20 protein-coding genes are annotated in these 24,833 nt (G+C 71.0%); 9 read left to right on the top strand and 11 right to left on the bottom strand.

Annotation, left to right across the window (positions count from 1 at the left end; all coding sequences use genetic code 11):
- Window positions 1–2 precede the first annotated feature (2 nt).
- The 6 genes from wecB (at window position 3) to BFF78_RS41010 (ending at window position 7,215) form a co-directional block, all read left to right on the top strand.
- On the top strand, window positions 3–2,033 hold the full coding sequence (gene wecB, locus BFF78_RS48815; RefSeq protein WP_227026072.1) for a non-hydrolyzing UDP-N-acetylglucosamine 2-epimerase: 2,031 nt from the start codon (window positions 3–5) through the stop codon (window positions 2,031–2,033).
- Window positions 1,996–3,564 (top strand): oligosaccharide flippase family protein, encoded by a 1,569-nt coding sequence (locus tag BFF78_RS41030; protein WP_069783110.1) that lies wholly within the window; start codon window positions 1,996–1,998, stop codon window positions 3,562–3,564. The genes wecB and BFF78_RS41030 overlap by 38 nt, the downstream gene beginning before the upstream one ends.
- A 5-nt stretch (window positions 3,565–3,569) precedes the next feature.
- Window positions 3,570–4,670 carry a right-handed parallel beta-helix repeat-containing protein gene (locus BFF78_RS41025; RefSeq protein ID WP_227026071.1) on the top strand — a complete coding sequence of 367 codons (1,101 nt, stop codon included), beginning with the start codon at window positions 3,570–3,572 and terminating at the stop codon, window positions 4,668–4,670.
- A gap of 29 nt (window positions 4,671–4,699) precedes the next feature.
- Entirely contained in the window at window positions 4,700–5,488 is a 789-nt protein-coding gene (locus BFF78_RS41020; protein WP_227026070.1) for a glycosyltransferase family 2 protein, read from the top strand.
- 72 nt (window positions 5,489–5,560) lie between these two features.
- Complete coding sequence (locus tag BFF78_RS41015) at window positions 5,561–6,238, top strand: class I SAM-dependent methyltransferase (RefSeq protein WP_069783108.1); 678 nt, start codon at window positions 5,561–5,563, stop codon at window positions 6,236–6,238.
- Entirely contained in the window at window positions 6,232–7,215 is a 984-nt protein-coding gene (locus BFF78_RS41010) for a class I SAM-dependent methyltransferase (protein WP_069783107.1), read from the top strand. The genes BFF78_RS41015 and BFF78_RS41010 overlap by 7 nt, the downstream gene beginning before the upstream one ends.
- A 147-nt stretch (window positions 7,216–7,362) precedes the next feature.
- On the opposite strand, the gene BFF78_RS41005 is transcribed toward BFF78_RS41010, so the two are convergent.
- Together BFF78_RS41005 and BFF78_RS41000 are read right to left on the bottom strand one after the other, a co-directional pair.
- A complete protein-coding gene (locus tag BFF78_RS41005; protein ID WP_069783106.1) occupies window positions 7,363–8,262 on the bottom strand; it encodes a glycosyltransferase family 2 protein in 900 nt (299 codons plus the stop codon).
- Complete coding sequence (locus BFF78_RS41000; RefSeq protein ID WP_069783105.1) at window positions 8,259–10,286, bottom strand: O-antigen ligase family protein; 2,028 nt, start codon at window positions 10,284–10,286, stop codon at window positions 8,259–8,261. The genes BFF78_RS41005 and BFF78_RS41000 overlap by 4 nt, the downstream gene beginning before the upstream one ends.
- A gap of 77 nt (window positions 10,287–10,363) precedes the next feature.
- Between BFF78_RS41000 and BFF78_RS40995 the strand changes: the two genes are divergently transcribed.
- Entirely contained in the window at window positions 10,364–11,035 is a 672-nt protein-coding gene (locus tag BFF78_RS40995) for a hypothetical protein (protein ID WP_069783104.1), read from the top strand.
- Between the two features lie 14 nt (window positions 11,036–11,049).
- Here the strand turns inward: BFF78_RS40995 and BFF78_RS40990 are convergent, their stop codons facing one another.
- The 9 genes from BFF78_RS40990 to BFF78_RS40955 all read right to left on the bottom strand — a co-directional run bounded on the left by BFF78_RS40990 (window position 11,050) and on the right by BFF78_RS40955 (window position 22,304).
- Entirely contained in the window at window positions 11,050–12,096 is a 1,047-nt protein-coding gene (locus BFF78_RS40990; RefSeq protein ID WP_069783103.1) for a glycosyltransferase family 2 protein, read from the bottom strand.
- A gap of 68 nt (window positions 12,097–12,164) precedes the next feature.
- Window positions 12,165–15,776 carry a DUF4082 domain-containing protein gene (locus BFF78_RS40985; protein WP_069783102.1) on the bottom strand — a complete coding sequence of 1,204 codons (3,612 nt, stop codon included), beginning with the start codon at window positions 15,774–15,776 and terminating at the stop codon, window positions 12,165–12,167.
- A gap of 71 nt (window positions 15,777–15,847) precedes the next feature.
- Window positions 15,848–16,966 carry a DegT/DnrJ/EryC1/StrS family aminotransferase gene (locus BFF78_RS40980; protein WP_069783101.1) on the bottom strand — a complete coding sequence of 373 codons (1,119 nt, stop codon included), beginning with the start codon at window positions 16,964–16,966 and terminating at the stop codon, window positions 15,848–15,850.
- Window positions 16,963–17,652: an acetyltransferase gene (locus tag BFF78_RS40975; RefSeq protein WP_069783100.1), complete on the bottom strand. Its 690-nt coding sequence runs from the start codon at window positions 17,650–17,652 to the stop codon at window positions 16,963–16,965. The genes BFF78_RS40980 and BFF78_RS40975 overlap by 4 nt, the downstream gene beginning before the upstream one ends.
- Window positions 17,649–18,788 (bottom strand): DegT/DnrJ/EryC1/StrS family aminotransferase, encoded by a 1,140-nt coding sequence (locus tag BFF78_RS40970; RefSeq protein ID WP_079161916.1) that lies wholly within the window; start codon window positions 18,786–18,788, stop codon window positions 17,649–17,651. The genes BFF78_RS40975 and BFF78_RS40970 overlap by 4 nt, the downstream gene beginning before the upstream one ends.
- Entirely contained in the window at window positions 18,785–19,759 is a 975-nt protein-coding gene (locus BFF78_RS40965) for an NAD-dependent epimerase/dehydratase family protein (RefSeq protein ID WP_069783099.1), read from the bottom strand. The genes BFF78_RS40970 and BFF78_RS40965 overlap by 4 nt, the downstream gene beginning before the upstream one ends.
- A gap of 30 nt (window positions 19,760–19,789) precedes the next feature.
- The gene (locus BFF78_RS48810; protein WP_227026069.1) at window positions 19,790–19,939 is read right to left on the bottom strand and encodes a hypothetical protein; all 150 of its coding nucleotides are present in this window, start codon (window positions 19,937–19,939) and stop codon (window positions 19,790–19,792) included.
- On the bottom strand, window positions 19,891–20,838 hold the full coding sequence (locus BFF78_RS40960) for a Gfo/Idh/MocA family protein (protein ID WP_227026068.1): 948 nt from the start codon (window positions 20,836–20,838) through the stop codon (window positions 19,891–19,893). The genes BFF78_RS48810 and BFF78_RS40960 overlap by 49 nt, the downstream gene beginning before the upstream one ends.
- Before the next feature lie 23 nt (window positions 20,839–20,861).
- Complete coding sequence (locus BFF78_RS40955; protein ID WP_069783098.1) at window positions 20,862–22,304, bottom strand: sugar transferase; 1,443 nt, start codon at window positions 22,302–22,304, stop codon at window positions 20,862–20,864.
- Between the two features lie 347 nt (window positions 22,305–22,651).
- On the opposite strand from BFF78_RS40955, the gene BFF78_RS40950 reads away from it, so the two are divergent.
- Together BFF78_RS40950 and BFF78_RS40945 are read left to right on the top strand one after the other, a co-directional pair.
- Complete coding sequence (locus tag BFF78_RS40950) at window positions 22,652–23,500, top strand: glycosyltransferase family 2 protein (protein ID WP_069783097.1); 849 nt, start codon at window positions 22,652–22,654, stop codon at window positions 23,498–23,500.
- A 26-nt stretch (window positions 23,501–23,526) separates the two neighbouring features.
- Window positions 23,527–24,810, top strand: a complete 1,284-nt coding sequence (locus BFF78_RS40945) for an MFS transporter (protein WP_069783096.1) — start codon at window positions 23,527–23,529, stop codon at window positions 24,808–24,810.
- Window positions 24,811–24,833 lie beyond the last annotated feature (23 nt).

The following is a 24,833-nucleotide window of genomic DNA, read 5'->3' as shown; positions in this document are numbered from 1 at the left end:
CCATGCCACGAGTCGTCTGCGTCGCCGGGGCGCGACCCAACTACATGAAGATCAAGCCGGTGATGGACGCCCTGGAACGCCGGGGCGCCGAGGTGATCCTCGTCCACACCGGGCAGCACTACGACCCGGCCATGAACGACGTGTTCTTCGCCGACCTCGGCATCCGGCCGCCCGACCGCTTCCTCGGGGTCGGCTCCGGCACCCATGCCGAGCAGACCGGACGTGTGATGACCGCGTTCGAGCCGCTGCTCGGCGAGGTGTCCCCGGACATCGTCGTCGTGGTCGGCGACATCAACTCCACCCTGGCCTGCGCCCTGGTCACCGCCAAGGCCGGGCCGCTGCTCGCCCATGTCGAGGCCGGCCTGCGCAGCCGCGACTGGAGCATGCCGGAGGAGATCAATCGCGTCGCCACCGACCGCGTCAGCGACTACCTGCTGGCCCCCTCCCCCGACGCCGTGGACAACCTGCGCGCGGAAGGGTACCGGGACGACCAGATCCATCTCGTCGGCAACGTCATGATCGACACGCTGCTGGCGAATCTGGAGCGGGCCCGGGCCTCGGACATCCTCGGCCGGTACGGCCTGGCGAGAGGTGAGTACGGCCTGGTCACCCTGCACCGCCCGGCCAATGTGGACGACCCCGAGGTCCTCAGCGGGCTCCTGAAGGCCCTGGGTGAGATCGCCGGCCGCTGCCCGCTCCTGCTGCCCGTGCACCCGCGCGCCTGCGAACGGCTGGCCGATACGGGCGTCCCCGGAGGCATCCGGCTCGTACCGCCCGCCGGATACCTGGACTTCATCGCCCTACAGGACTCCGCCCGCCTCGTGCTGACCGACTCGGGCGGCGTACAGGAGGAGACCACCGCGCTGGGCGTGCCGTGTGTGACGCTACGGGACAACACCGAGCGGCCCATCACCGTCGAGCAGGGCACCAATGTGCTGGCCGGCCGGGATCCCCTGCGCATCGTGACCACCGTGCACCGGGTGCTGGACGCTCCGCCCGCGCCGCGCCGGCCCGCGCTGTGGGACGGCCGCGCGAGCGACCGTATCGCCGACGTGCTGCTGGAGGGAGGCACCGCGAGCTCCCGGCCGCGCCCCACCGACGAGCCGAGACCCGACCTCGTCGAAGGTCCGGTCGCTGGGGGGACCACCATGGATCTCGCTGAGATCTTCCGGGCCATGCGCAGGCGCTGGTACGTCCTGCTGCCAGGGCTGCTGCTGACCGCCGGTCTGATCGTGGGTGTCACCCTGATGGTTCCGGTCACCTACCAGTCACAGAGCACGGTGGTGCTGCTGAACTCCCAGAAGGCCACCGTCGCCTACGACGGCAACCCCTTCCTCAGCACCCAGACCTCGCTCACCGGCATGGCCGACAGCCTGGCCCGCAATCTCAACTCCGACGGCTCCCTGCGCGATCTCAAGTCCCGTGGCGCCACCGGCGCGTTCGCGGCCAAACTGGCCGACAACGCGCAGGGGCCGCTCCTCTGGCTCACCGTCACCGGCACCGACAAGGCCGCCGTCCTGGCCTCGGACAGGATCCTGACCGCGTATGCCGGGGAGCGGCTGGATCAGTTCCAGAAGCAGCAGTCGGTCGCCCCGAAGGCCATGATCCGCATGACGACCATCGTGCCCCCGCAGAACCCGGTGGCACAGACCAAGACCCGGCTGGAGTACCTGATCATGGCCGGGTGCCTGGGTCTGGTGCTGAGCCTGGTCGCCGTCTTCTACGTGGAGGCGCGCGCGAGGTCGCACAGGCCCGAGCCGGGGCAGGAGACGAGCGCCCCCGTCTCCTCGGCAGGGGAATCGGGCGTGGAATCGGCCGGTAAATCGTCCGGGGAACCGGTCGTGGAATCGGGCGTGGAAGAGACGCTCGCCATGCGGCGGTCGCCGAGTTGGTCGCGGTCCGCCGAGGACGGTCCGGCCGCCGCAGAACCCCCAGCGCCACGGCCCGTCATGGCCGTGGCGTCCGCCGCAGAGCCGCTCGACGAGGAGTCGACTCATGGACACCGCCCGCGCGCCGGAGAGCGAGACCGGTGAGACGAGCGACGCCCCCGCTCCTCCCGCTCCCGCACCCCCCGCCGCCAACTCCCTTTCCGGTAAGGTCCGTTCGGCGGCGCGGTGGAGCCTGATCAACACCGTCGTCCTGCGCCTGGGCAACTTCGCGACCGGCATCGTGCTGGCGCGCTTCGCCCTGGGCCCCGCGGCGTGGGGTGTGTACGGCATCGCCCAGACCGTGCTGCTGGTCCTGCTGTCCGCGAACGAGCTGGGCGTGGGCCTGGCCATCGTGCGCTGGGAGGGGGACGCACGGCGGTTCGCGCCGACCGTACTGACCCTCAGCACCCTCTCCAGCGGCCTGCTGTACGTGGCGCTGTTCGCGGCGGCACCGGCGGTGGGCGGCCTGCTCGGCTCGCCGGACGCCACGGCCGTACTGCGGGTGATGTGTCTGTGCGTGGTGATCGACGGGGTGGCACAGGTGCCCGGCGGCTTCCTCACCCGTGAGTTCGCCCAGGGCAGACGGATGATCATCGACGGGCTCAACTTCGTGCTCGGCACCACGGTGACGCTGCTGCTGGCCTTCGAGGGCTGGGGCGCGATGAGCTTCGCCTGGGGAGCCGTGGTGGGCAACGTCGTGACGCTGGTCGGCTGCGCGCTGGCGGCACCGGGCACCCTGAAATACGGCTGGGACCCCGGCCAGGCCCGGACGCTGCTGAGATTCGGGCTTCCGCTGGCGGGGGCGAGCCTGCTGGCCCTGGCGGTGGTCAACGTCGACACCATGGTCGTGGGCGCGACACTGGGCAACCTGTCCCTGGGGTTCTACGTGCTCGCCTTCAACATCTCCGGCTGGCCCGTGCGGATCATCTCCGAGGCCGCCCGCCGGGTCTCCTTCGCCGGGTTCTCCCGCCTGGCCGGATCGCCGCAGGCGCTCGCCCAGGGCTTCAGCCGTGCCCTGGGCGTACTGATCACCGGCACCGTCCCGCTGTGCGTCCTGCTGGCCGGCCTCGCGGAGCCGGTCATCAGGCTGATCTACGGCAGCCGGTGGACCCCCGCCGCCGCGGCACTGCCCTGGCTGATGGCCCTGGGCCTGATCCGCATCGGCGCCGAACTCGCCTACGACTGCCTGGTCGCGACCGGTCAGCGCCGCGCGCTCTTCCTGGTGCAGGGCCTGTGGCTGGCCGCCCTGATCCCGGCGCTCCTCGTCGCCGCCCACCTGAACGGGATGGTGGGAGTCTCCCAGGGGCATGTCCTGGTCGCCGGCGGCCTGGTGGTGCCCGTCTTCCTGATCGCCCTCAGCCGTGGCGGCATCGGCGTCGGCCGGATCGCCAGGGCCTGCGCGTGGCCCTTCCTCGGCGGGGCCGTGATGGCCGCGATGATCCTCGGCCTGGAGCGTCCGTTCGGCGACGGCCGGCTCGCGCTCCTCGCCCTCGGCATCATCGCCCTGGCCGGCTACACGGTGTGCGTACTGCCCAGCCGTGACTTCCTGCGGGGCGTCGACCGCGCCGCCCGGCCCCACCGCGGCCGGCACCGGTTGTCCGCACCGGTCCGGTCCACCCAACAGGACGTGAGGTGAACCGCATGTCACGGCGTATCAGCCGCAGCCCGCTCGCGTGGCCGCTCCTCGCAGCGTTACTGGCGCTCGTGGGGGTGGCCTGCTCGGCATCGCACCAGTCCGCGTCGCCGCACTGCCCGGATGCCAAGCAGAGCTGCCCTGCGAGCGCGTCCTCGGCGGCACGGGGCGCCGGTCCGTCGACCACGGCCCGCGAGGCGCCAGGGAGCCCCACCGCCTCGCCGTCCCCGACGGGGCAGCCCACCGCGACGGCCGGCCCGAGCGGTGCGCCCGGAAAACCCGCGGGCGCGTGCGCCTCTCCCGGCGCCTGCGGCTTCCCCGACGCCCGCACCACCGGCCCCCGTACGCCCCTCAAGCCCCACAAGACCGGCTACCTGGCCGTCCGTACCAACGGGCTCGTCATCCGGGGCTGGGACATCACCGGCTCGCTCGACGTCTACGCGAACGACGTCACCGTCATCGACACCAGGATCACCTCGGACAGCTGGTGGGGCATCAACCTGCGCCCCGGTTACCACGGCCTGCGCGTCCTGCACTCCACCATCACCGCGGTGCCCGGCAAGGGGCCCGACAACGGCGGCGTGGACTACGCGGTGTCGAACATGGGGGGCAGTTCCGTCGAGGTCGGCTGGTGCGACGTCTCGGTGTTCGGCGACGCCCTGTCCATGGGGCAGGGCGATCTGCACGACAACTACGTGCACGACATCGTCCCGTTCATCAACCAGGGCGGCGAGTGGCAGCACACCGACGCGGTGATCAGCGGCGGCGGCAACACCGGGCAGCTGATCATCCGCCACAACACCCTGCTGAACCCCACCAGCCTCAAGCAGGGGGCCTCGGGAAGCATCGGCCTGTTCGCGGACACCGGAGTGGTCCGCAATGTCACCGTCGACCACAACTGGATCGCCGGCGGCGCGTACGCCCTCTACGGCGGTGACAAGGGCGCCAACGGGATCAAGGTCACCGACAACGTGTTCTCGACGCAGTACCACCCCGCCTCAGGCGGCTACGGCACGGTCGCCCACTGGAACGCGGGCGGCACCGGAAACGTGTGGCGGAACAACCGGATGTCCGACGGCCGCCCGATCCAGCCCGAGCCGTCCTCGTGAACGAAGGCGCCCTGCCAGGAGGCAACCCCATGATGCGTCGGGTCGCGCGGGCGCCCTGGACGCTGCTCAAGGCGGCGTTCGGCTGGCTGGTGCTCTTCGAGGCCAGGAACAAGATCCTGCTGGCCCCCACCGCGATAGGACTCCGCCGCGTCGAGAACGCCGAGACCCGGCGGCTCGCGGCCGGCCTCCCGTCCGAGCCCTCGGCACTGGTCGCCACGGTGATCGCCACCCATCGACGCCCCGAGGCGCTGCGTGCCGCGGTGCGCTCGGCCCTGGCACAGAGCGTGCGCGACCAGGTCGTCATGGTCGTCGACGACGGCGCCGGGCTGCCCGAACTGCCGGACGATCCAAGGCTGTTCGCCGTCTCGCTGGCGACCAACACCGGCACCGCCGGAGTCGTCCGCAACGTGGGGATCCGGCTGACGCGGTCCCGCTATGTGGCTTTCCTGGACGACGACAACCTGTGGGAGCCGGACCATCTCGCCCGGGCGCTTGAGGTGCTGGAGGCGCCCGGCGGCCCCGACGGCGTCTACCTGGCGTTGCGCCGTGTCCTGCCCGACGGAAGCGAGAAGGACGTCCTGTCGGTGCCCTACGACCGGCGCCGGGCCGCCCGCGAGTCCTTCCTGGACACCAACGCCTTCGTCGCCCGCCGGAACCGCTCACTGCACTTCAGCCGTCTGCGCCGGACCCCGGACGTCATGCCCCGCGAGGACTGGGAGCTGATCCACCGGTACGGCCGCAGGCACCGGGTGCTCCATGTGCCGCACCCGACCGTCCGGTACCTGATGAACCCGGCCAGCTTCTACACCCAGTGGTGACAGCCCACATCACGCGGCCCGGCTCCGCGGGCCGTCGCTCCCCTTCCGTTCCGACCACAGGTGGTTGATCCGATGCCCCGCTCCCGCGCCCTGAGAAACAGATTCGTCGACGCGCCCGGCTCGCTGGGCGAACGGCTGCGTGTCGCCCGCTGGGAGCGGTTCCGGCGTTGCTTCCCCGGCATCGAGAGCATGCGCGTCGTGGACCTGGGCGGGACGGCCGAGATGTGGCTGCGCGCACCGGCGCGCGCCAAGCACGTCCACCTGATCAACCTGGAGGAACACCCCGCCGGACTGCCCGACTGGATCACCGCGGAGGTCGCCGACGTCACCGATCCGGCGATCGCTGCCGAACTGAGCAGCCACGGCGGCTACGACCTGGTGTTCTCCAACTCGACCATCGAGCACGTGGGTGGTCACAGCCAGCGCCTGAAGTTCGTCTCCGCCGTCGAGCAACTGGCGCCGCTGCACTGGATCCAGACGCCGTACCGCTACTTCCCCGTGGAACCGCACTTCGTCGCGCCCGGCTTCCAGTTCCTGCCGCTGACCGCCCGGGCACGTCTGGTACGGCACTGGCCGCTCGTCCACAGCCGTCCCGACAGCCCGGAGTCGGCGATGAACGCCGTGATCAACATCGAGCTGCTGACCCGAGCCGAGATGCGCTACCTGTTCCCCCGGTCCGTGCTCCTCAGCGAACGGGTGCTCGGCGCGACGAAGTCGCTCATGGCCGTACGAACGGAGCCCGCATGCTGAACAACCTGATCAACAGACATGACGCGGACCGGCTGCTGCGTAAGGTGCGCAGGCTGGAACTCGACCGCGTGCTGGCCAAGCTGCGGGTGCGCGGCGGCGCGCGCGTGGTCCAGCACTGGTCCCAGGTCGACCCGTCGCTGACCGAGTGGTGGGCGATACCCGCGGTGATCAAGCGGTGGAACCTGCTGATGACCGGCGACGCGGACACGTCCTTCCCCGAGTACGTGGCCGCCAAGCACTTCGCGCCGCGCACCGATCTGCGCGGCCTGTCCTTGGGGTGCGGCACCGGCGGGAACGAGCTGCTGTGGGCGAGGACCGGCGCTTTCTGTCTCCTGGAGGGCGTGGATGTGGCGCAGCAGCGGATCGACTTCGCCACCGGCGCCGCCGCCGAGAACGGTCTCGCCGACGTCCTGCGCTTCCGGGTCACCGACGTCAACCGGATGACCAGCGACGGGGAACGCTACGACGTACTGCTGGGCCTGCAGTCGCTGCACCACTTCGACCACCTCGACGAGACCCTGCCGCGGCTGGCCCAACTGATCGAGCCCGACGGGATGTTCGTGATCGACGAGTTCGTCGGCCCCACCCGCTTCCAGTGGACCGACGGCCAACTGGAAGCGGCGAACGCCCTGCTGGCCCGGCTCCCCGAAGAGCGGCGGCGCCTGGCCGACGGCCGGATCAAGCGCCGCATCGTGCGGCCGAGCAGACTGTCGATGGTGCTGGACGACCCCTCGGAGGCGGTCGACGCGGCGGCGCTGCTGCCGGGGCTGCGGCGCCATTTCGAGGTCGTCGAGGAACGGCCGTACGGGGGCACGGTGCTGCACATCGCGTTCTCCGGGATCGCGCACAACTTCCGTGACCAGGAGCCGGAGACACTGGCGCTGCTGGAGCGGTGCTTCGCGGCGGAGGACGCGGCCCTGCCCGAGGTGGGGCACGACTTCATCGCGATGGTCTGCCGTCCACGGAGCGCGGGCTGACGCGTCCCCGGGCGCTGTGAGACGGGGTCAGGCCCGCGATGGTGCGGTGCCGGCCCGATCGAGCTGTGGCAGCCTGCCCGACCTCGTCTTCCCGCCGGTGGTGATGTGCTGGTGGCGCCCCTGAGCCGGACCCGTGGAGGCTCGCTGTCACGGCCCCGGCGTGGTGCGCAGGGCACCCGGGCGGGCGAGGGCGGTCGCGGCGGCGCGGCTGGCCGGGCGGCCGAGCGCGGCGCGTGAGGTCTCCCGCAGCAGGACGGCGGCGCGGAAGGCGGACGTGGCGAGGGCACCGTGCCGACGCCCGTACAGACGGACGCGGTTGAGGGTGAGGAGAGTCCAGAGCCGGGGCGACACCTGGGAGTCGCCCCCCAGGTGAACGGCCTCGGCTGAGGGCTCCAGCTGGGTGACGTAACCCCGGTCCCGCGCCCGCAGGCAGTACTCGGTCTCCTCCGAGTAGAGGAAGAAGGACTCGTCCCACGGGCCGCAAGCGGCCAGGCAGTCACCGGAGATGGCCATGAGCGCGCCGGTCGCCCAGTCCGCGCGTGTGGACCGCTGATACGCGGCCGGGTCGGTGACGAGCTCGCTCAGGCGCGGGAAGCGCCCGGCCCGGCGGTTGCCGATGACGGCCTCGCCGAGGGCCCGGAGCACGCTCGACTCGCGGCGCAGCGAGTAGTGGGGTGTGTCCCGGCCGTCCTCGTACAGCAGGGGTACGGCGATCCCCACGCCGTCGCCGAGAGCGTCGACGAGGCGCTTGGCGCAGCCCTGCCGCATCCGGATGTCGGGGTTGCAGATCAGGACGGCTGCGAAGTCACCGGCGGCACGCAGCGCCGCGTTGATGCCTGCGGCGTACCCGGCGTTGCGGCCGGTCTGGACGACCGTGGCGTCGGGGGCCAGCGTCCGCAGGACCTCGACGGTGTCGTCGGCGGAGTCGTTGTCGGCGACGACCAGCCGCCAGTCGAGGCCGGCCATGCCGTCCGGGAGCGCGGCGAGGAACCCGGGGAGCACCGAGGCGCTGTTCCAGGTGACGACGATGACGGCGACGGGGCTCATCGGGACTCCACTGGTTGGGGGAGCTGGGCTTCGGATGCCTTACGGGGGACGGGGACCGTGACCGCAGCCGCCTCACGGCGGATGAAGCCGAGGTAGCTGCCGCCGGCACCCAGGGTCAGGAAGAACATCCCGGCGTACATGGGGAAGCTGAGCGCGTCGAAGGTGGCACTGATGACCAGGGCCACCAGGGCCGAGGCGAGAAAGGCCTGCCCGAGCTCGCGGTCCGATTCGGTGCGGGCGAGCCGGCGGATGGCGCCGCCCTGGTGGATCCCGGTGACGAACAGGGCGAGCAGCGCGACCAGCCCCACGATCCCCATCTCGGCCAGCGTCAGCATGTACTGGTTGTCCGTGAAGAAGTACAGGTCGGGGGTGAAGGTGCCGAACCCGCGGCCGGACCAGGGGCGTTCGCTGAGATAGGGGACGATCGCGCTGTACTTCACGGTGCGCGCCTGGGTACTGCTGTCGGAGTTGGACAGGAAGCTGGCGAACAGGTTGGTGATGGTTCCGATCAGGCCGGGAATGATCACCTTGAAGCCTGCGACCGAGCCCAGGATCAGTCCGATCGCGGCCCAGCGCCGCTGCGGCTTCCAGCGGGGCACCATCACCAGGATCACGATGAAGGCACCGATGATGGACGTCCTGGACACCGTCAGCGGAAGCGCGCCCGCCATGATCGCCACCGGGGCCCAGCGGCGCAGCGCGCCGGCGTGCCGGCGGACCGGGTCGAACGCCTGGTGGACGGCGAAGGGCACCAGGATGGCCAGCATTCCCCCGAACTCCAGCGGATGGGCCGTGGTGGAGCGCGGCCGGGTGAACGAGCCGCGGTCCATGGCGCTGATCCCGGCGGTGCTCGACTGCAGGCCGGGGATGTGGATGGAGTCGGCGATGTTGGTCGCGGCGAAGAAGTCGTAGTAGCCGATCAGGGCGACCACCGTGCCCAGGACGACGAGCCGCCGCATCAGGGTCTCCAGCCGGCTGCGCTCCTGGATGCCGGCCGACGCCAGCACCACCAGCGCCACCCACACCCCGAGCCCGATGAGTCCCCGGTCGGCCCCGAGGACCTCCTCGTGCGAGCTGTCGCGTGTCGCGTCTGCGAGGTACGACAGCAGCACCGCGGCGGCGAGCACGCACATCACCACGCGCGGCAGCCTGGTGCCCTTCGCCGGAAGGATGCGGCCGCCGAGCCAGGTGGCGAGGTACCACAGAAGGCCCAGCAGGGCGAAGACGTTGGCCGGGGTACCGACGCCGCCCAGCGCGGGCAGGGTGAGGTTCGACGGGACGAAGAAGGCCAGCACCAGATAGCCGGTGAGGATCGTCGTGGCGTCCAGTCTCCGCACCAGCAGGCCCCTGGGCGCGCGCTCGGGGGGCCGGGCGCGATGGCGCCGGGGAACGTATCCGGCCCGGGCGCGTCCCCGGCGGCGGACCACCGCGACGCCCTCGGCCAGGATGGACAGCAGGAATGCGCCGACGAACCCGACGATGACGACCGCCGCGATGTCCTGATACCGGCTCTTGGACTGCGAGACCGGTGTCTGCGGCAGAACGACCGGCGCGGTCTGCACCGCGTAGACCGCCGGCACCTTGGAGGCGGCCTGCAGGGCCTTCAGCTGCTCCCCGGTGAAGTTGGTGAGGGTGGTGGTCTCCCGCAGCACCTTCGCCCGGTCGGTTCCGGTGACGCTCAGCGTGAGCAGCGGGCTGTCGGCCTGCGGCGCGAAACCCACCGTGTACCGGTCGGTGACGCCGCGGGAGTTCAGTTCCTTGGCCGAGTCGCTGGACTGCAGGGTCCTGATCAGCACGTCGGCCGTGACGACCAGCGAACCGCCCGCGTTCGACAGGGGGTTGCCGAAGGTCGGCGCCAGCTCGGCGACGGCCCTGGAGTCGAGCAGTGTGACGGAGCTCTGCGATGCGTAGGACACCGGGATGGTCCGGTACAGATACCCGCCCGCGAGCAGACTGAGCAGGGTGAGGGGCACCATGAAGTACCAGCGCCTGCGCATGATCGCCAGGATGTCGGCAAGGCTCATGCGCACTCCCCCCGGCCCGATTCGGTGGCGGCCCGCCCCGGCGCCTGCGAGGATCGGTGCCGACGGAAGGAATCCCTGTGTCGCCTCGTGATGTCGCCGAAGCGCTGCTCCGCCGCTGGTACGTGCTGTTGCTCGCGCTCCTGCTGACGGCCGCCGGAGCCTACCGGGTGCTGCATCCCGCCCCGCAGTACCTGAGTTCGGCGGTCGTCGTCCTCAAGCCGCCCGTCACGGGAAGCCAGCCGAACCAGCTGACGAATCTTCAACCGCCGCTCGCCACACTCTCGTACGGCATCATCCAGCAACTCCAGTCGCCGGCCGGGCGCAAGGAACTGGACTCCGCCGGCGTCCACGGCACGTACCAGCTGATCCCGCGCAACAGCGGCACCACCGCGACGCCGCGCTATCTGATCCCCTCGGTGCAGGTGCAGGCGCAGCGCGGTGGCGCCGTCGAGGCCGACACGGCGGTCCAGCGGGTCATCGACGTCTACGCCAGGCGTGTGACCGATCTGCAGGATGCCCAGGGGGTCGCGCCCGGGTCGCGGATCAGCGCGTCCGTCCTGGTCGCCCCGAGCGCCGCTCCGGTGCAGGGCACCAGGAGCCGTGCTCTGGCCGGTACGGCGCTGCTGGGCGGCATCGCCGGGATCCTGGGCGCCCTGTGGTTCGACCAGTACGCGCTGCGCCGGAGGACCAGGAAGGAGACCTCCCCGGACCCGCGCCGCCTCACCGACGGGATTCCGGTGGCGGGCTGAGTTCCTCCCGGACATCAGATACCGCGGCGCTTCCACGACTCCCACCACAGCCACTCCCGACCGCGCTCGGCCACGGCCGACCACACCAGGGGCTGCAGATACGGCATCGCCTTCGGGCCGATCCGTCTGCGCAGCCGCAGTGCGCGGTACTCGGGCAGGGCTCTGTACCCCGGCAGGCACTCCTCGGCGAACGCCACGCATGCGTCGACCGGTACGACACCGGTACGACCCCGGTCGTAGGCCCGGTAGGCCCGGCGCAGGGCGTAGCGGGCGAGGCGGGTGTGGACCTGGTCGGCGAGGCGGTCGGCGTGGGGCAGCCGGTCGGCGCACTTGGTGAGCACCGAGTCGAAGGCCAGGAGCCGCTGGCGCAGGTCGTCGAGCTGACCACCGAAGTCGGTCGTCGACATGTTCTTGCCGTGGACGCGGTAGAAGGCCTGGTCGGCGCCGCGTATGTAGCCGACGTCGGCGTGCGCGGCGAGCCGCATCCACATCTCGATGTCGCCGGCGTGGGGAAGCTTCGGGTCGTAGCCGCCGACCGTGCGCTGGAGGCTGGTGCGGACGACGACTTCCGGCGAGGTGATGCAGCCGGTGCCCTCGCTGAAGCGCCGCTCCAGCCACCAATGCCCGGGGTAGACGACCGAGCCGGTGCCGTGCGTACGGGCCTTCGGCAGCGGACCGCCGTGCCGGAAGCGCAGGGGGCGCCCGTAGGCGAACCCCACCTCGGGATGGGCGTCCAGGAGCGCTGCGGCCCGGACCAGGGCGCCGGGGACCAGGCGGTCGTCGGCGGAGAGGAGGGCGACGTAGTCGCCGTCGGCCCACTCCAGGAGACCCTCGTTGTAGGTGGCGATGTGGCCCTTGTTGCTTTCGTGCACCTGGACTTCGATACGCGGGTCGGCGGCGGCCAGTTTGCGCGCCATCTGCGCCGAGTCGTCGGGCGAGGCGTCGTCGATGATGAGGACCCGGACGTCCACGCCGTCCTGCTCGTCGAGGACGCTGCTGACGCAGTCGGCGAGGAAATGGCCGTACTTGTAGCACGGGATCACAACACTGACGGTGCTCATGCGAGAGGCAAGCCAATCCCCGGTGGTGATCTCCGAGTTCCGCGGAGACCACCACCGGCGCGTGTCGGTCAGTTCTTCTTCTTGCGGACGGTCTTGCTGGTCAGCGTCCAGCTGGGGGACTTCACCGGGTGGCGGTGCCGGTCCCGGGCCGTGATCGTGACCTTGAACCGCGTGCCGTCCGGCAAGGGTGCGGACAGGTGCACCGACACCTTGTGGGTGGCCCGGTCGTAGGAGATCACGGCCGTGACGTGGAGCTTCCCGGCGGCGGCTGCCCCGGCGCCCGGCAGGATGGCCACGGTCGCCGTCACGGACGACAGCTTGGTCTCGGCGGGCAGTGTCGTGACGAGGGCGTCGGCCGCGTCGGCGGTGTGTGTCACCGAGGAGGCGGTCACCTCCGAGGCGGCGGTACCCGATGTCAGGGCCGCGCTCGGGTTGTCGGCGGTGAAGACTGGGCCGACCCAGTAGTTCGCGGACCCGTAGGACCCGTTGGGGAAGGCCGAGTCGGTGCCGTACCGGTAGAGACCGTTGTGGTGGGTCGTGGTGTCGGCGGTGGCGGTCAGCGGATAGGACTGGTGGGCTGCCGCGAAGTAGCCGCCGTCGACCGCGTAGTTGCCGTTCGGGGCGTGGTAGGAGACGACGTACGGGGTGCCGGCGGTGATGGCCACCGGAGTGGCGAAGGTCAGCTGCTGCCAGCCGGACGCCGTCTCGCCGGTGAAGGTGCCGGTGGCGAGCAGTGTGCCGTCGTCGGACCACAGGCTGCCGGTGTGGGTGCCGGTGTTGCCGGTGCCCTTGTAGAAGGTGACGCCGGTGACCCAGCCGTTCGCCGAGGACGTGAACCGGGTGCCCAGTTCCACGGAGTTGGGGTCGCCGGTCATGTCGGTGGTGGCCGGTACCGTGGCGGCGTTCCACAGCGTGCAGGGGCAGGTGACCGCGGGCGGGGTGGCACTGGTGGTGAAGGACCAGGACACCGGGTCCGCCATGGCGTTGCCCCACAGGTCGGAGGCCTGGACGGAGGCGGTGTACGCGGTGTGCAGCGCCAGCTGCGTCGACGGTGTGAAGGTCGCCTTGTTCGACACGGGCACCGTGGTGGCCCCGGGCACGGTGTTGCCGTTCGGGTCCTTCACGGTGAACGTCAGGCTGTCGGCGTCGACGGGCGAGCTGAAGACGGCGGACACCGGGGTCGTGATCGACGCGTCGGTGGCCCCGGACGTCGGGGAGGTCGAGGTGACGGTGGGCGGGGTCGTACTGGCCGTCGAGGTGTCCAGCACCACGTCGACCCAGTAGTTGCTGCCGGAGGACTGGGAGGACGGGAAGGCGCTCGTCGAGCCGTAGTGGTAGACGCCGTTGCCGCCGTCGGTGCCGGACTTCAGTGCCGTGAGCGGGGCCAGGCCGGCATCACTGCCGGAGAAGTAGCCGCCGTCGTAGGAGTATCCGCCGTTGGGGGCGAAGTACGAGGCGACGTAGGTGGTGTTGGCCTTGACGGGCACCGGGGTGGCGAAGTTCAGCTGCTGCCAGCCGGAGGCCGTCTCGCCGGTGAAGGTGCCGGTGGCCAGGCGGGTGCCGGAGGCGCTCCACAGGCTGCCGGTGTGGGTTCCGGTGTTGGCGGGTGACTTGTAGAAGCGGACGGCCGTGATCGAACCGGCCGCCGTGGTACGGAACTTGACGCCCAGCTCCACCGAGCCGCCGTCGCCCGCGTTGACGGTGCCGGGAACGGCCGAGGCCGGCCAGATGGTGCAGGGGCAGGCCTGGGGGCCGACGGTCAGCGGGACGGTGGTGACGGCGCCGATGTTGACGCTGTCGTCGACCGCGCGGACCTTGATCGATGCCGGGCCCGGGGTGGTCGGGGTCCAGCTGTAGCTCCAGGACGACAGGCCGGCTGCGGCCTTCCAGGTCGTTCCGCCGTCCGTGGACACCTCCACGCGGGCCACGACGCCTCCGCCGGAGTCGGTGGCCGTGCCCTTGATGGTGACCGGCTTCAGCGCCGGGACCGTGACCCCGGAGGCCGGGCTGGTCACCGTGACGGCCGGGCCCGTGGTGTCGGTGGAGGCCGTGGCGGCGGCGAGGCTGCTCTGCGGGGTCAGCGGCTGGACGCCCATGTCGGCGAGGATGTTCACGGTCGCCTGCTGCATGCGGGTGTCCTCGGTGACCACCGTGTCCGCGGGGTTGCTCGTCGGGACGTTGGTCAGGCCCCACGACCACTGCACGGTCCCCGACCCGAAGACCAGGGCCCCGGAGTCCTGGTCGCGGAACTCCACGAGACTGTGTGTCGCCGTGCCGTTGCCGTACACGTTGCCCCAGTCCATGCGGTACTTGCCGTCGGTGATGTCCACCGTCGTGGACGACAGGTCGATCTCCCCGGCGGGTCTGGTGCCGTTGTCGAGGTCGCTGTCCCACTCGTAGCCGAGGGTGCCCGTCGGGAAGGTGGCGGTCTGGCTGGAGCTGAGGTTCGCGATGGAGGTGTTGCGCCACAGCCGGTTCCTGCCGTAGGAGCCGGGGACCGTGATCGCGTCGCTGCGGTAGCCGTTCACCTGGAACATGGAGCCGGTGAGGATGTTCGGCGGCTGGTAGGTCTGGCCGTAGTTGGTGCTGGCCGGGTCCATCCAGGTGCCGGTCCAGCTGCCGCTGGGGTCGGCGACACCGTTGTTCTGCGCCATCTTGGTCATCTTGTAGCAGACCAGGGTGCGGTCCGGCGTGCTCGTGCCGTCGATGCTCGGGGCGAGCCGGGTCTTCCAGAAGACCTCGTTGCCGCTGAAGAAGGCCTCCCGCACACCTGCCTTCCGCGCCGCCAGGACGTTGGAGTACTGGCTCTGCGTCCAGTACTCGTCATGGCCGGAGGACATGTACACCTTGTGCTTCTTCAGCAGGGTCGCACCGCCGGCCGACGACACGTCCACACCGGACAGATAGCTGACGTCGTAGCCGTTGCGTTCCAGCCAGGACAGCATCATGTACTCGGAGCCGTAGATGCCGTTGTCACCGCCGATGTCCAGCGGCCGGTTGTAGCTGACCTCGTAGGCGCGGCCGTCCGGTGCGGGCCCCGCGCCTCCGTAGAGGTTCTGGCCGCCGTAGGTGTTGTAGGCCTGCCAGGTCTCGTCGCTGGTCTGTACGACCATGTCGGAGGTGCTGGAGTCGTTGCGGACCACGAATGGGTACGGCATCAGGCCGTTGCCGTCGCTCTGGTCCAGGTTCGCGATGTACAGGCCGGACACGGCGTTGCCGGGTACCGTCCAGCTCGCGGTCACGGGCCAGTTGCCGCAGTCGACCAGGCCGGTGCTGCTCTTGGTGGCGCAGTTCGCGGGCTTGGTGAGGAAGTTGGCCGGATAGGTCACCGCCGCCTGGGCCGCGGTCGACATCTCGCGCGCACCGTCACCGCCGTACCAGCCCAGCCGGTAGATCTCGATGTGGTACGGGGTCTTCGACTGGACCTTGAACTGGACGGTGTCGCCGGCCTGGACGCTCTGCTTGGTGGTGAATCCCTTGATGTCGCCGTAGGCGTTGGGCGCGAACCAGTCGGACATGGGGCTGCCCGGCTTGGAGTTCTCGCAGACGACCGGGTTCGAGCCCGTTCCGCACGGATCGGACGCCGCCTGGGCGGTCGCGGCCTGCGGGAGCACAGCCCATATCAGTGCTGCTACGACGGCGAGGCGGGCGCCCCGGATCCGTCTGCTCCATCTGTTCATGTGTACCTCTCAGCGGTGCTGTGCAGGACCGACCCGGTGAGGTCGGGGTGGAGCGTGGAGCTGGCGACCGATCAGCCTTGGAGCGCGCGGGCGAGAGTGTCCACGACGCGCTGTTGCTGGGCGGGGGTGATCTGCGGGTAGAGCGGAAGGGACAGGATCCGGTCGGCCGCCTGCTCGGCGTTCGGGAAGTCGCCCCGGGTGTAGCCGAGTCGGCGGTATGCGGGGGTGAGGTGGACAGGGGCGGGATAGTGCACCCCCGCGCCGATGCCCTCGGCGTTGAGCTTGCCCACGATGTCGTCGCGGTCCGCCCCGGCGACCTGGACGACGTAGAGGTGCCACACGTGGACGTTGCCGGCGGCCGTCGTGGGGAGCACGACCCGGCCGGCTGCCACCAGGTCGGCGAGCAGTGCGTCGTAGCGGGCCGCGGCCGCCCGCCGCGCCGCGTTGCCGTCCGCCAGCCGTGCCAGCTTCGCCCGCAGGACGACGGCCTGCAGTGCGTCCAGACGGCTGTTGAACCCGGGCACGTCGTGGCGGTACTTGGCGACGCCGCCGTGGTTGGCGATCGCACGCACCAGGCCGGCCGGCTCCTCGTCGTCGGTCAGCACCGCGCCCGCGTCGCCGTACGCGCCGAGGTTCTTGCCCGGGTAGAAGCTGGTGGCCGCGATCCCGCCGCTGCCCGGCGTCCGGCCGTCGCGGGTCGCGCCCTGGCACTGCGCGGCGTCCTCGACGACCCTTACGCGTTCGGGTAGTTGGCCGGCCAGCTCGCTCAGGTCGGCCATCTGCCCGTAGAGGTGCACGGGTACGATCGCACGCGTGGCCGGGCCGACCGCGTCCAGCGCGGCCCGCGGGTCCAGCAGGTAGGTGTCGGGCAGGCAGTCCGCCAGGACGGGGCGTGCGCCGATCCTGGCGACCGCGCCCACGGTGGCGATGAAGGTGTTGGCGGGCACCACGACCTCGTCGCCGGGCCCGACCCCGCTCGCGCGCAGGGCGAGTTCGACGGCGTCGGTGCCGTTGGCGACACCCACACAGTGCGCGATGCCGCCGAAGTCCGCGTACTCGCCCTCGAACAGGCGGACCTCGTCGCCGCCGACGAACGCGGTGCGGGCCAGGATCCGTGCGAATCCGGCCCGTACCTCGTCGGCGACCTCCTCGTGGGCCGCCTTGAGGTCCACCAGCGGAATCTGGTTCATCTGACGGGTCCCCCCATGGTTCGCGTCGCTAGTTCGCCGAGCGCCGGGGCATCCGCCTCGCGCAGCCGCCGGGCCGGGCTCCCGGCCCAGACCTCGCCCGGCGGAACATCGCCGAGCACCGTGCTCCCCATCCCGATCAGCGACCATGCGCCGACCGACGTGCCCTCCCGGACCAGGGCCCCGGAGCCCACATAGCTGCCCCCCTCCAGCCGCACTCCCCCGCCCAGCCGGACGCCGGACGCGATCGTGACGTAGTCCTCGACCATGTCGTCATGGGTGAGAACGACGTGCGGCATCACCGCGACATGGGCGCCCACGCGTACGGCGGCGGTCAGGACGCAGTGCGCGAGCAGGACCGAGCCGGGGCCGACCGAGGACGACTCCGACACCGCCGCCGTCGGGTGGATCACGGTGGCGTAGCGGTCGGCGGGGAGGCCGAGCCTGCGCACCAGGCGGGCGCGGGCCGCGTAGTCCCGGGGGTTGCCCACGCAGATCACGACCCGGGCGCCGGGCAGGTCGTGGACCAGGTCGCAGCCGCCGAGTACGGGCACACCGTCCACCTCGGTGCCGTGCAGGGCAGCATTGTCGTCGAGGTGCCCGAGCAGCTTGATGCCGCCCGTGTCCCGTACGGCCTGTGCGGTCTCCCGGGCGAACCCGCCCGCGCCTACGATCAGCAACTCGGTCATGGCGTGGCCTGTTCGTGGAGCACCGCCACCACCCGGTCCTGCTGTTCCTCGGTCATGGTGTGGAACAGCGGCAGGATGAGGGTTTCGCGGGTGATCCGCTCGGTGACCGGGAGCGGGGCGCAGGGGTGGCCGGCGTAGGCGGGTTCGAGGTGCGCGGCCATGATCCCGCGCCGGGCGGAGACGCCGGCCTCGGCGAGCACGGCGAGCAGGTCGTCCCGGCCGACGGGGAAGTCCCCGTCCACCAGGACCCAGTAGGACTGGAAGTTGCTCTGGCCGTGCGCGGGGTCGCGAACGGGGGTGAGGCCGGGGACGTCGTGCAGCAGTGTGTCGTAGCGGGCCGCCAGCTCGCGGCGGCGGGCGATCATCGCGTCGAGTTTCTTCAGCTGGACCAGGCCGATCGCGGCCTGGACGTCCGTCATCCGGTAGTTGTAGCCCACCTCGAGGTAGCTCTCCAGCACGGGCTTGTCGCTCGCGTGGCGCTCGGCCGCCGAGGCGTTCATCCCGTGCTCGCGCAGCCGGCGCAGGCGTGCCGCCCACTCGGCGTCGTCGGTGGTGATCATGCCGCCCTCGCCCGTGGTGACGAGCTTGCGCGGGTGGAAGGACCAGGCGGCGATCAGTGCGCCGTGCCCCACGGGCTTGCCGCCGACGGTCGAGCCGATGGCGCAGGCCGCGTCCTCGACCAGGGGCAGGTCCCAGTCGGCGCAGGCGGCACGCAGGGCGTGCGCATCGGCCGGTACGCCGCCCTGGTGGACGGCGAGGACGGCCTTGGTGCGGGGGGTGCGGACCGCGTCCACGGTGGCCGGGGTCAGGTTGCCGGTGGCGAGGTCGACATCGGCGAACACGGGCTCGGCACCGACGTAGCGCACGGCGTTGGCGGTGGCGATGAAGGACAGCGAGGGCACCACGACCTCGTCGCCGGGCCCGAGTCCGAGGGCGACGAGCGACAGGTGCAGGGCGGTGGTGCACGAACTGACCGCGATGCCGTGCTCGGCGCCCACCCGCTCGGCGAAGGCCTTCTCGAAGGCGGCGACGCGGGGACCCTGGGCGACCCATCCGGACAGCACGGCGTCGGAGGCGGCCTTGGCCTCCTCCTCGCCGAGCCAGGGGATCATCACCGGGATGCGGTCGGTGTTCACTTGGCCGCCTCCCGCTCCGCGCGCCACCACTCGACCAGGTCCTTCAGGCCCGTGGCCAGGTCTATCCGGGCGGTGAAGCCGAGCCGTTCGGCGGCCTGCGAGGTGTCGGCGAGCCGGCGGACCACCGAGTTCACCGCGCGGGCGGGCCCGTGCACCGGCTCCAGACCACTGGCCCCCATCGCCTCCAGCAGGCCCTCGGCGAGTTCCTTCAGCGAAGTCTCCGTACCGTTGGCGATGTTGAACACCTCGTCGGTGAGATCCGACTCGGCAGCCAGCACATTGGCCCTGGCGATGTCCCTGACGTCGACGAAGTCCATGGTCTGTGTGCCGTCGCCGAGGATCAGCGGCGGCTCGCCCGCCTCGATGCGCTCCATCCAGCGGATGAGCACCTCGGTGTAGAGGCCGTGGATGTCCATGCGGGGGCCGTAGACGTTGAAGTAGCGCAGCGCCACGTAGTCCAGGCCGTACATGGCGTGGAAGCTGCGCAGCATGCCCTCGTTGAAGGCCTTCGCGGCGCCGTAGAAGGTGTCGTTGTTGTACGGGTGATGGCGCTCGGTCGTCGGGAAGGTCTCGGCCATACCGTAGACGGACGCCGAGGACGAGGCGATCACCTTGGCCACCGAGGCCTCGGCCGCCGCCTCCAGGACGTTGAAGGTGCCGTCGACGAGTACCTCGTTGGCGAGCCGCGGCTCCTCGGCGCACTGGGTGATGCGGATCGCGGCGAGGTGGAACACCAGGTCGGCGCCCTCGGTGACCTTCCGTACGGTGGCGGCGTCCCGTACGTCGCCCTCGACGACCTCCACGACGCCGCTCGGCAGGGCCTGGGCGAGGTTGCCCATCCGCCCGCGCACGAAGTTGTCCAGTACCACGATCTCGCGCGCACCGCCCTCGGCCAGGAGGTCGACGAGGTTCGAGCCGATGGTGCCCGCTCCCCCGGTGACCAGGATCTTCTTGCCTCGTACGCTGCTCAACTGCTGTGCCCTCTCAGTGTCTTGGATGCGTCAGTGCCCGGCACGCAGGCCGACGACCGCGCCCTTGAAGTCGAGGCTCCGGGAGGCCGCTTCGAGAATGTCCAGCACGCGCAGGCCCGCGCGGCCGTCGGTCAGCGGCGCCCGCTTGTCCGTGATCGCGTCGGCGAACTCGTCGACCATGCTGCGCAGCGCTTCCTTCTCACCGATCGCGGGGGCGACCATGTCCCCGAGCGGTACGAGACGAGCATCTGCCTGCGCTCGTCCGCGCCGATCTCCTGCGGCGCGGCCAGGTCCACGCCCCGGTCGTAGATCGCCACCCGCTGCAGGGGGTTGAGGTCGTCCCAGATCAGGGTGCGCTTGGCGCCGCCCACCATGGTGGTCCGTACCTTGGTCGGCGACAGCCAGTTGACGTGGACGTGGGCGATGGCCCCGGTGCTGAGCTGGAGCGTCAGATAGGCGACGCAGGCCTGTCCGGCGCCGATCGGGTCGGCCCCGTGGGCGGCGACGGCGACGGGCTCGACGTGGTCGGGGAGGATGAAGTCCAGGATCGACAGGTCGTGCGGGGCCAGGTCCCACAGGACGTCGATGTCCTTCTGGACGAGCCCGAGGTTGATCCGGACCGAGTCGACGAAGTGGATCTCGCCCAGTTCCCCGGAGCGGACCAGTTCCCGGATGCGGCCCACGGCGGGCGTATAGCAGTAGGTGTGGTCGCACATGAGGATGAGACCGCGTTCCTCTGCCTCGTCCACCAGTCGCATCCCGTCGGCGTAGGTCGCCGCGAGCGGCTTCTCCACGAGGACGTGCTTGCCGGCGCGCAGGGCGGCCAGGGCGATGTCGAGGTGTGTCCCGGCGGGCGTGGCCACGGCGACGGCGGCCACGGAGGGGTCGGCGAGGACGGCGGTGTAGTCCGAGGTGGCCTGGACCGTCGAGTAGCCGCCGAGGACCCGCTGGGCCCGGTCCACGTCGAGATCGCACAGCCAGCGCAGCCGGAACCGCTCGCTGGCCTGGAAGTTGCGTACGAGGTTGGGGCCCCAGTAACCGGCCCCGACGACGGCGACCCCCAACGGCTCCTGCGTCACTGTCTTCCTCTTCCTGTGGTCCATCAGTAGGCCCCCGTTCCACGCATCACCGCGGATCCGGTGCGCGCCAGGATCGACAGGTCGAGGCCCATCGACCAGTTGTCCACGTATCCGAGATCGAGCCGGACCGCCTCGGCCCAGGGCAGGTCGGAGCGGCCGCTGACCTGCCACAGCCCGGTGAGGCCGGGCTTCACGAGCAAGCGGCGCTTGACCTCCGCCGGGTACTCCTCCACCTCTTCGGGCAGCGACGGGCGGGGACCGACGAGCGACATGTCGCCCCGGACCACGTTGATCAGCTGCGGCAGTTCGTCGAGCGAACTGCGGCGCAGAAACGAGCCGACCCGGGTGATCCGTGGGTCCTCCTTCACCTTGAACAGCAGGCCGTCGCTGTTCTGGTTGAGGTGGGCCAGTTCCGCCCGGAGAGCCTCCGAGTCCTGCCGCATCGTGCGGAACTTCAGCATGGTGAAGTGGTTGCCGTAGCGGCCCACCCGTCGCTGCCGGAACAGCGCCGGCCCGGAGCTGTCCCAGCGCACGATCAGGGCGATCGCCAGCATGGGCAGCAGGAGGACCGCCAGGAGGCCTGCCGCGAGGGCCCGGTCCAGCAGTTCCTTGGGCAGCCGGGAGATCCGGGAGAGGTTCGGCGCCTGTATCCGCACCAGCGGCACCCCGTTGGTGGGACGTACGGCCAGCCGGGAGGCGGACACATCGGCCAGCACGGGGGCCAGCAGGAAATCGGCGCCCTGCACGGCCGCCGTCCAGGACATCCGGCGCAGGACGGCCGCGTCGAACTCGGGCGCCGGGAGCGTCACCACGGTGCTGACGCCCATGGCCCGGATGGCGTCGTTCATGTCGCCGACGCCGCCGAGGAGGGGGATCCCCAACTTGCGTATCTCACCGGCGTTTTCGGGATTGCTCAGACAGACACCGGCGACCTGCAGCTGCTGTCCGCCGGCGGCGCGCCGCAGTACGGCGACCAGTTCCACTATGCCGCGCGCCGGCCCGACCAGGAGCGTCGCGCTCCGGCCCCGGCCCCGCGCCCATCGCCGGTAGAGCCGGCGGCGGAGCGCGTACCGGACCATCAGGGCGAAGGCGACGGCCGGCACAGCGGCCGTGATCATGTCATGGAGGAGGCCCGAATCGCGCGTGACCAGCCAGTGCACGCACGCGGCCAGTGCCGGCAGTGCGACGGCTCCGCGCAGTACCCGCAGGTATTCCTCGGGCCCCAGGCCGAAGGCGCTGCGATCGTAGGAGCGGTGGACCAGCATCGCTATGATCCACGTCGGGGGCAGCACCAGGGCCACGGCCCAACGGCCGTACACCCCGTGGATCACCAAGGCCGCGGCGGCGGCTGCCAGACCGTCCGCGACCAGCAGGACTAACCGGTATCTCCGTTCCCAGCGTCTTCGGCGCGTGCCCGGACGCCTGTCTTCCACAACCAGGTGCTCATGCGTGACCTCAATGGTCATGGACCCCCCACCACATGCGCAGCTACACCCCTGACCGGACGCAACCGGGCACATGGCCGCGAGTGCGCAGTCAGGGCTGGATCAGCACCGATGTGTCTCCTCAGCACAGCGGCACTGGCGAACGAAGGAGCCCGCAGCGGTTCCCCAACCGCCTTGTGGCTCCTGCAAGTTGCTTACTGCTCGTCTCGCATCCGGTTCAGGACGCCTTGTCTTGACGTACCGTCACAAGAACAAGTCCCCCTCCCAAACCGGTCCGGCGGAGCTCAATCTAGACCACTGGACGCAGCCTCGGGAACAGTTGGACGAAACACACGGCGCAATGCCGACACCGACGGCATACTGCCCAGGTGACGAGCATCGTGATACCTGCTCACAATGAGGCGCGTGTCATCGGCCGGCTCCTCGATTCGCTGCTGGCCGATGCCTCCGAGGACGAGACCGACGTCGTGGTCGTATGCAATGGCTGCACGGATGACACCGCCGGGGTCGCGGCCGCCCGCGGCCCGCGTGTCCGGGTCGTCGAGATCCCCGTCCCCTCCAAGCACGCCGCCCTGCGGGCCGGTGACGACCACGCGCGCGGCTTCCCCCGCGTCTACGTGGACGCCGACGTCGTCATCACGGGCGCTGACGTACGGGCGCTGACCGAGCCCCTGGGCGACGACACCTCTGGCGTCCTCGCCACCGCCCCCGAACGGACGATCCCGCTCGCCGCCTGCGCATGGCGGGTGCGTGCCTACTACCGGGTGTGGCAGCGGCTCCCCGCCGTGCGCGAGGGCCTGTTCGGCCGGGGCGTCATCGCGGTCTCCAAGGCCGGGCACGCCCGGATCGCGGCCCTGCCGCCGCTGATGGCGGACGACCTGGCCGCGTCCCTGGCGTTCGCCCCGCAGGAGCGGCTCGTGGTCGGTGCGGCCCGTGTCGTGGTCCATCCGCCGCGCACATGGCGGGACTTGATCAAACGGCGGATCAGGGCCGCGGTGTCCACCGCCCAGGTCGAACGGCATCGGGAACCGGGCCGGGCTTCGGCGCGCACCAGCGCGGCAGACCTCAAAACCATGCTGCGCGGTGAGCCGAAGCTGTCCGTGAGTGTCATGGTCTTCGTCGCGGCGGCGGTCGTCGCCCGGCGGAAGGCCGCAAAGGCCATCCGGGCACAGGACTTCGGCACCTGGCTCCGGGACGAGAGCAGCCGGCAGAACTGATCGCGTCACACCTGGAGACCCTGATCATGTATCTCACCGACCGCTCCGCACCTCCCGGAGCGGACACCGAGCAGGGCCGAAGACGCGGCCTGGGGCCCAAGGTCGCCCCGGTCGTGCTCGTGCTCGGCACGGTCAGCCTGATCACCGACGTCTCCTCGGAGATGGTCACCGCGGTACTGCCGCTGTACCTGGTCACCCGACTCGGCTTCAGCCCGCTGGGATTCGGCACCCTCGACGGCGTCTACAACGGCGTCAGCGCACTGGTCCAGCTCACCGGCGGCCACCTCGCCGACCGGGTGCGGGGCCACAAGCTGATGGCCGGTCTCGGCTACGGCCTGTCGGCGCTCTGCAAACCGCTGCTCCTGTTCGCGGGCACCCTCGGCACGCTCGGCGCGGTCCTCGCCCTGGAACGTACGGGCAAGGGCCTGCGCACGGCCCCGCGCGACGCGATGATCTCCCTGTCCACGCCGCCCGGCGACCAGGGCCGGGCCTTCGGCGTACACCGGGCGATGGACACCACCGGAGCGATGCTCGGCCCGCTGGCGGCCTTCCTCATCCTGCGCGCCGCGGCCGACGGCTACGACGCCGTGTTCGGCGTGAGTGCATGTGTCGCCGCGCTCGGCGTGCTCGTGCTGGTCCTGTTCGTACCCCGCAGGCCCGCCGAGGCCGACGGGGCAGGCATGGCGGTCGGGGCAGGCGTGGCGGACGGCAGGCGGCCCGTCCGCATTCGCGACGCGCTGACGCTGCTGCGCCTGCCGCGGCTGCGGGCCATCGCCGGCTGTGCCGCGCTGCTCGGTCTGACCACCGTCAGCGACGCCTTCGTCTATCTGCTGCTGCAACGGCGCGCGGGCATCGGCGAGCAGTGGTTCACGCTGCTGCCGCTGGGCACCGCGACCGTGTTCCTGCTGCTGGCCGTACCCGTCGGAGCGCTGGCCGACCGGGTCGGACGGCGTACCGTTTTCCTCGCCGGGCACGCCAGTCTGCTCACCGGCTACGCCCTGCTGCTGTGGGCCCCGGCCACGCCGATCCTCGCCCCTGTCGTACTCGCCCTGCACGGCCTGTTCTACGCGGCCACGGACGGCGTGCTCCCGGCCACCCTCGCCGACATCGTGCCCGAGGAGCTGCGCGCCAGCGGCCTCGCCATCGTCGGCACCAGCCAGGCGCTGGCCCGGTTCTGCTGCTCGCTGGCCTTCGGCGCCGCCTGGACGGCGTGGGGAGACGGCCCGGCGCTGGCCGGATCGGCGGTCGGCCTGCTGTGCTGCGCGACCGTAGCGGGCATGGTGCTGCGACCGGCCGGCGGGACCCGATGACCACCACAGCCACAAGGATCCGG

This window comes from Streptomyces fodineus, assembly GCF_001735805.1.
GTDB classification, from domain to species: Bacteria; Actinomycetota; Actinomycetes; order Streptomycetales; family Streptomycetaceae; genus Streptomyces; species Streptomyces fodineus.
The sequence above is the reverse complement of the archived record's forward strand: the minus strand, read 5'-3'. Positions and strand labels throughout refer to the sequence as shown.

Bases quoted from the DNA above. Each gene is read 5' to 3' on its own strand.
- wecB (WP_227026072.1), top strand. From the start codon at position 3: ATGCCACGAGTCGTCTGCGTCGCCGGGGCGCGACCCAACTACATGAAG.
- BFF78_RS41030 (WP_069783110.1), top strand. From the start codon at position 1,996: ATGGACACCGCCCGCGCGCCGGAGAGCGAGACCGGTGAGACGAGCGAC.
- BFF78_RS41025 (WP_227026071.1), top strand. From the start codon at position 3,570: ATGTCACGGCGTATCAGCCGCAGCCCGCTCGCGTGGCCGCTCCTCGCA.
- BFF78_RS41020 (WP_227026070.1), top strand. From the start codon at position 4,700: ATGATGCGTCGGGTCGCGCGGGCGCCCTGGACGCTGCTCAAGGCGGCG.
- BFF78_RS41015 (WP_069783108.1), top strand. From the start codon at position 5,561: ATGCCCCGCTCCCGCGCCCTGAGAAACAGATTCGTCGACGCGCCCGGC.
- BFF78_RS41010 (WP_069783107.1), top strand. From the start codon at position 6,232: ATGCTGAACAACCTGATCAACAGACATGACGCGGACCGGCTGCTGCGT.
- BFF78_RS41005 (WP_069783106.1), bottom strand. From the start codon at position 8,262: ATGAGCCCCGTCGCCGTCATCGTCGTCACCTGGAACAGCGCCTCGGTG.
- BFF78_RS41000 (WP_069783105.1), bottom strand. From the start codon at position 10,286: ATGAGCCTTGCCGACATCCTGGCGATCATGCGCAGGCGCTGGTACTTC.
- BFF78_RS40990 (WP_069783103.1), bottom strand. From the start codon at position 12,096: ATGAGCACCGTCAGTGTTGTGATCCCGTGCTACAAGTACGGCCATTTC.
- BFF78_RS40985 (WP_069783102.1), bottom strand. From the start codon at position 15,776: ATGAACAGATGGAGCAGACGGATCCGGGGCGCCCGCCTCGCCGTCGTA.
- BFF78_RS40980 (WP_069783101.1), bottom strand. From the start codon at position 16,966: ATGAACCAGATTCCGCTGGTGGACCTCAAGGCGGCCCACGAGGAGGTC.
- BFF78_RS40975 (WP_069783100.1), bottom strand. From the start codon at position 17,652: ATGACCGAGTTGCTGATCGTAGGCGCGGGCGGGTTCGCCCGGGAGACC.
- BFF78_RS48810 (WP_227026069.1), bottom strand. From the start codon at position 19,939: ATGGTCGACGAGTTCGCCGACGCGATCACGGACAAGCGGGCGCCGCTG.
- BFF78_RS40955 (WP_069783098.1), bottom strand. From the start codon at position 22,304: ATGACCATTGAGGTCACGCATGAGCACCTGGTTGTGGAAGACAGGCGT.
- BFF78_RS40945 (WP_069783096.1), top strand. From the start codon at position 23,527: ATGTATCTCACCGACCGCTCCGCACCTCCCGGAGCGGACACCGAGCAG.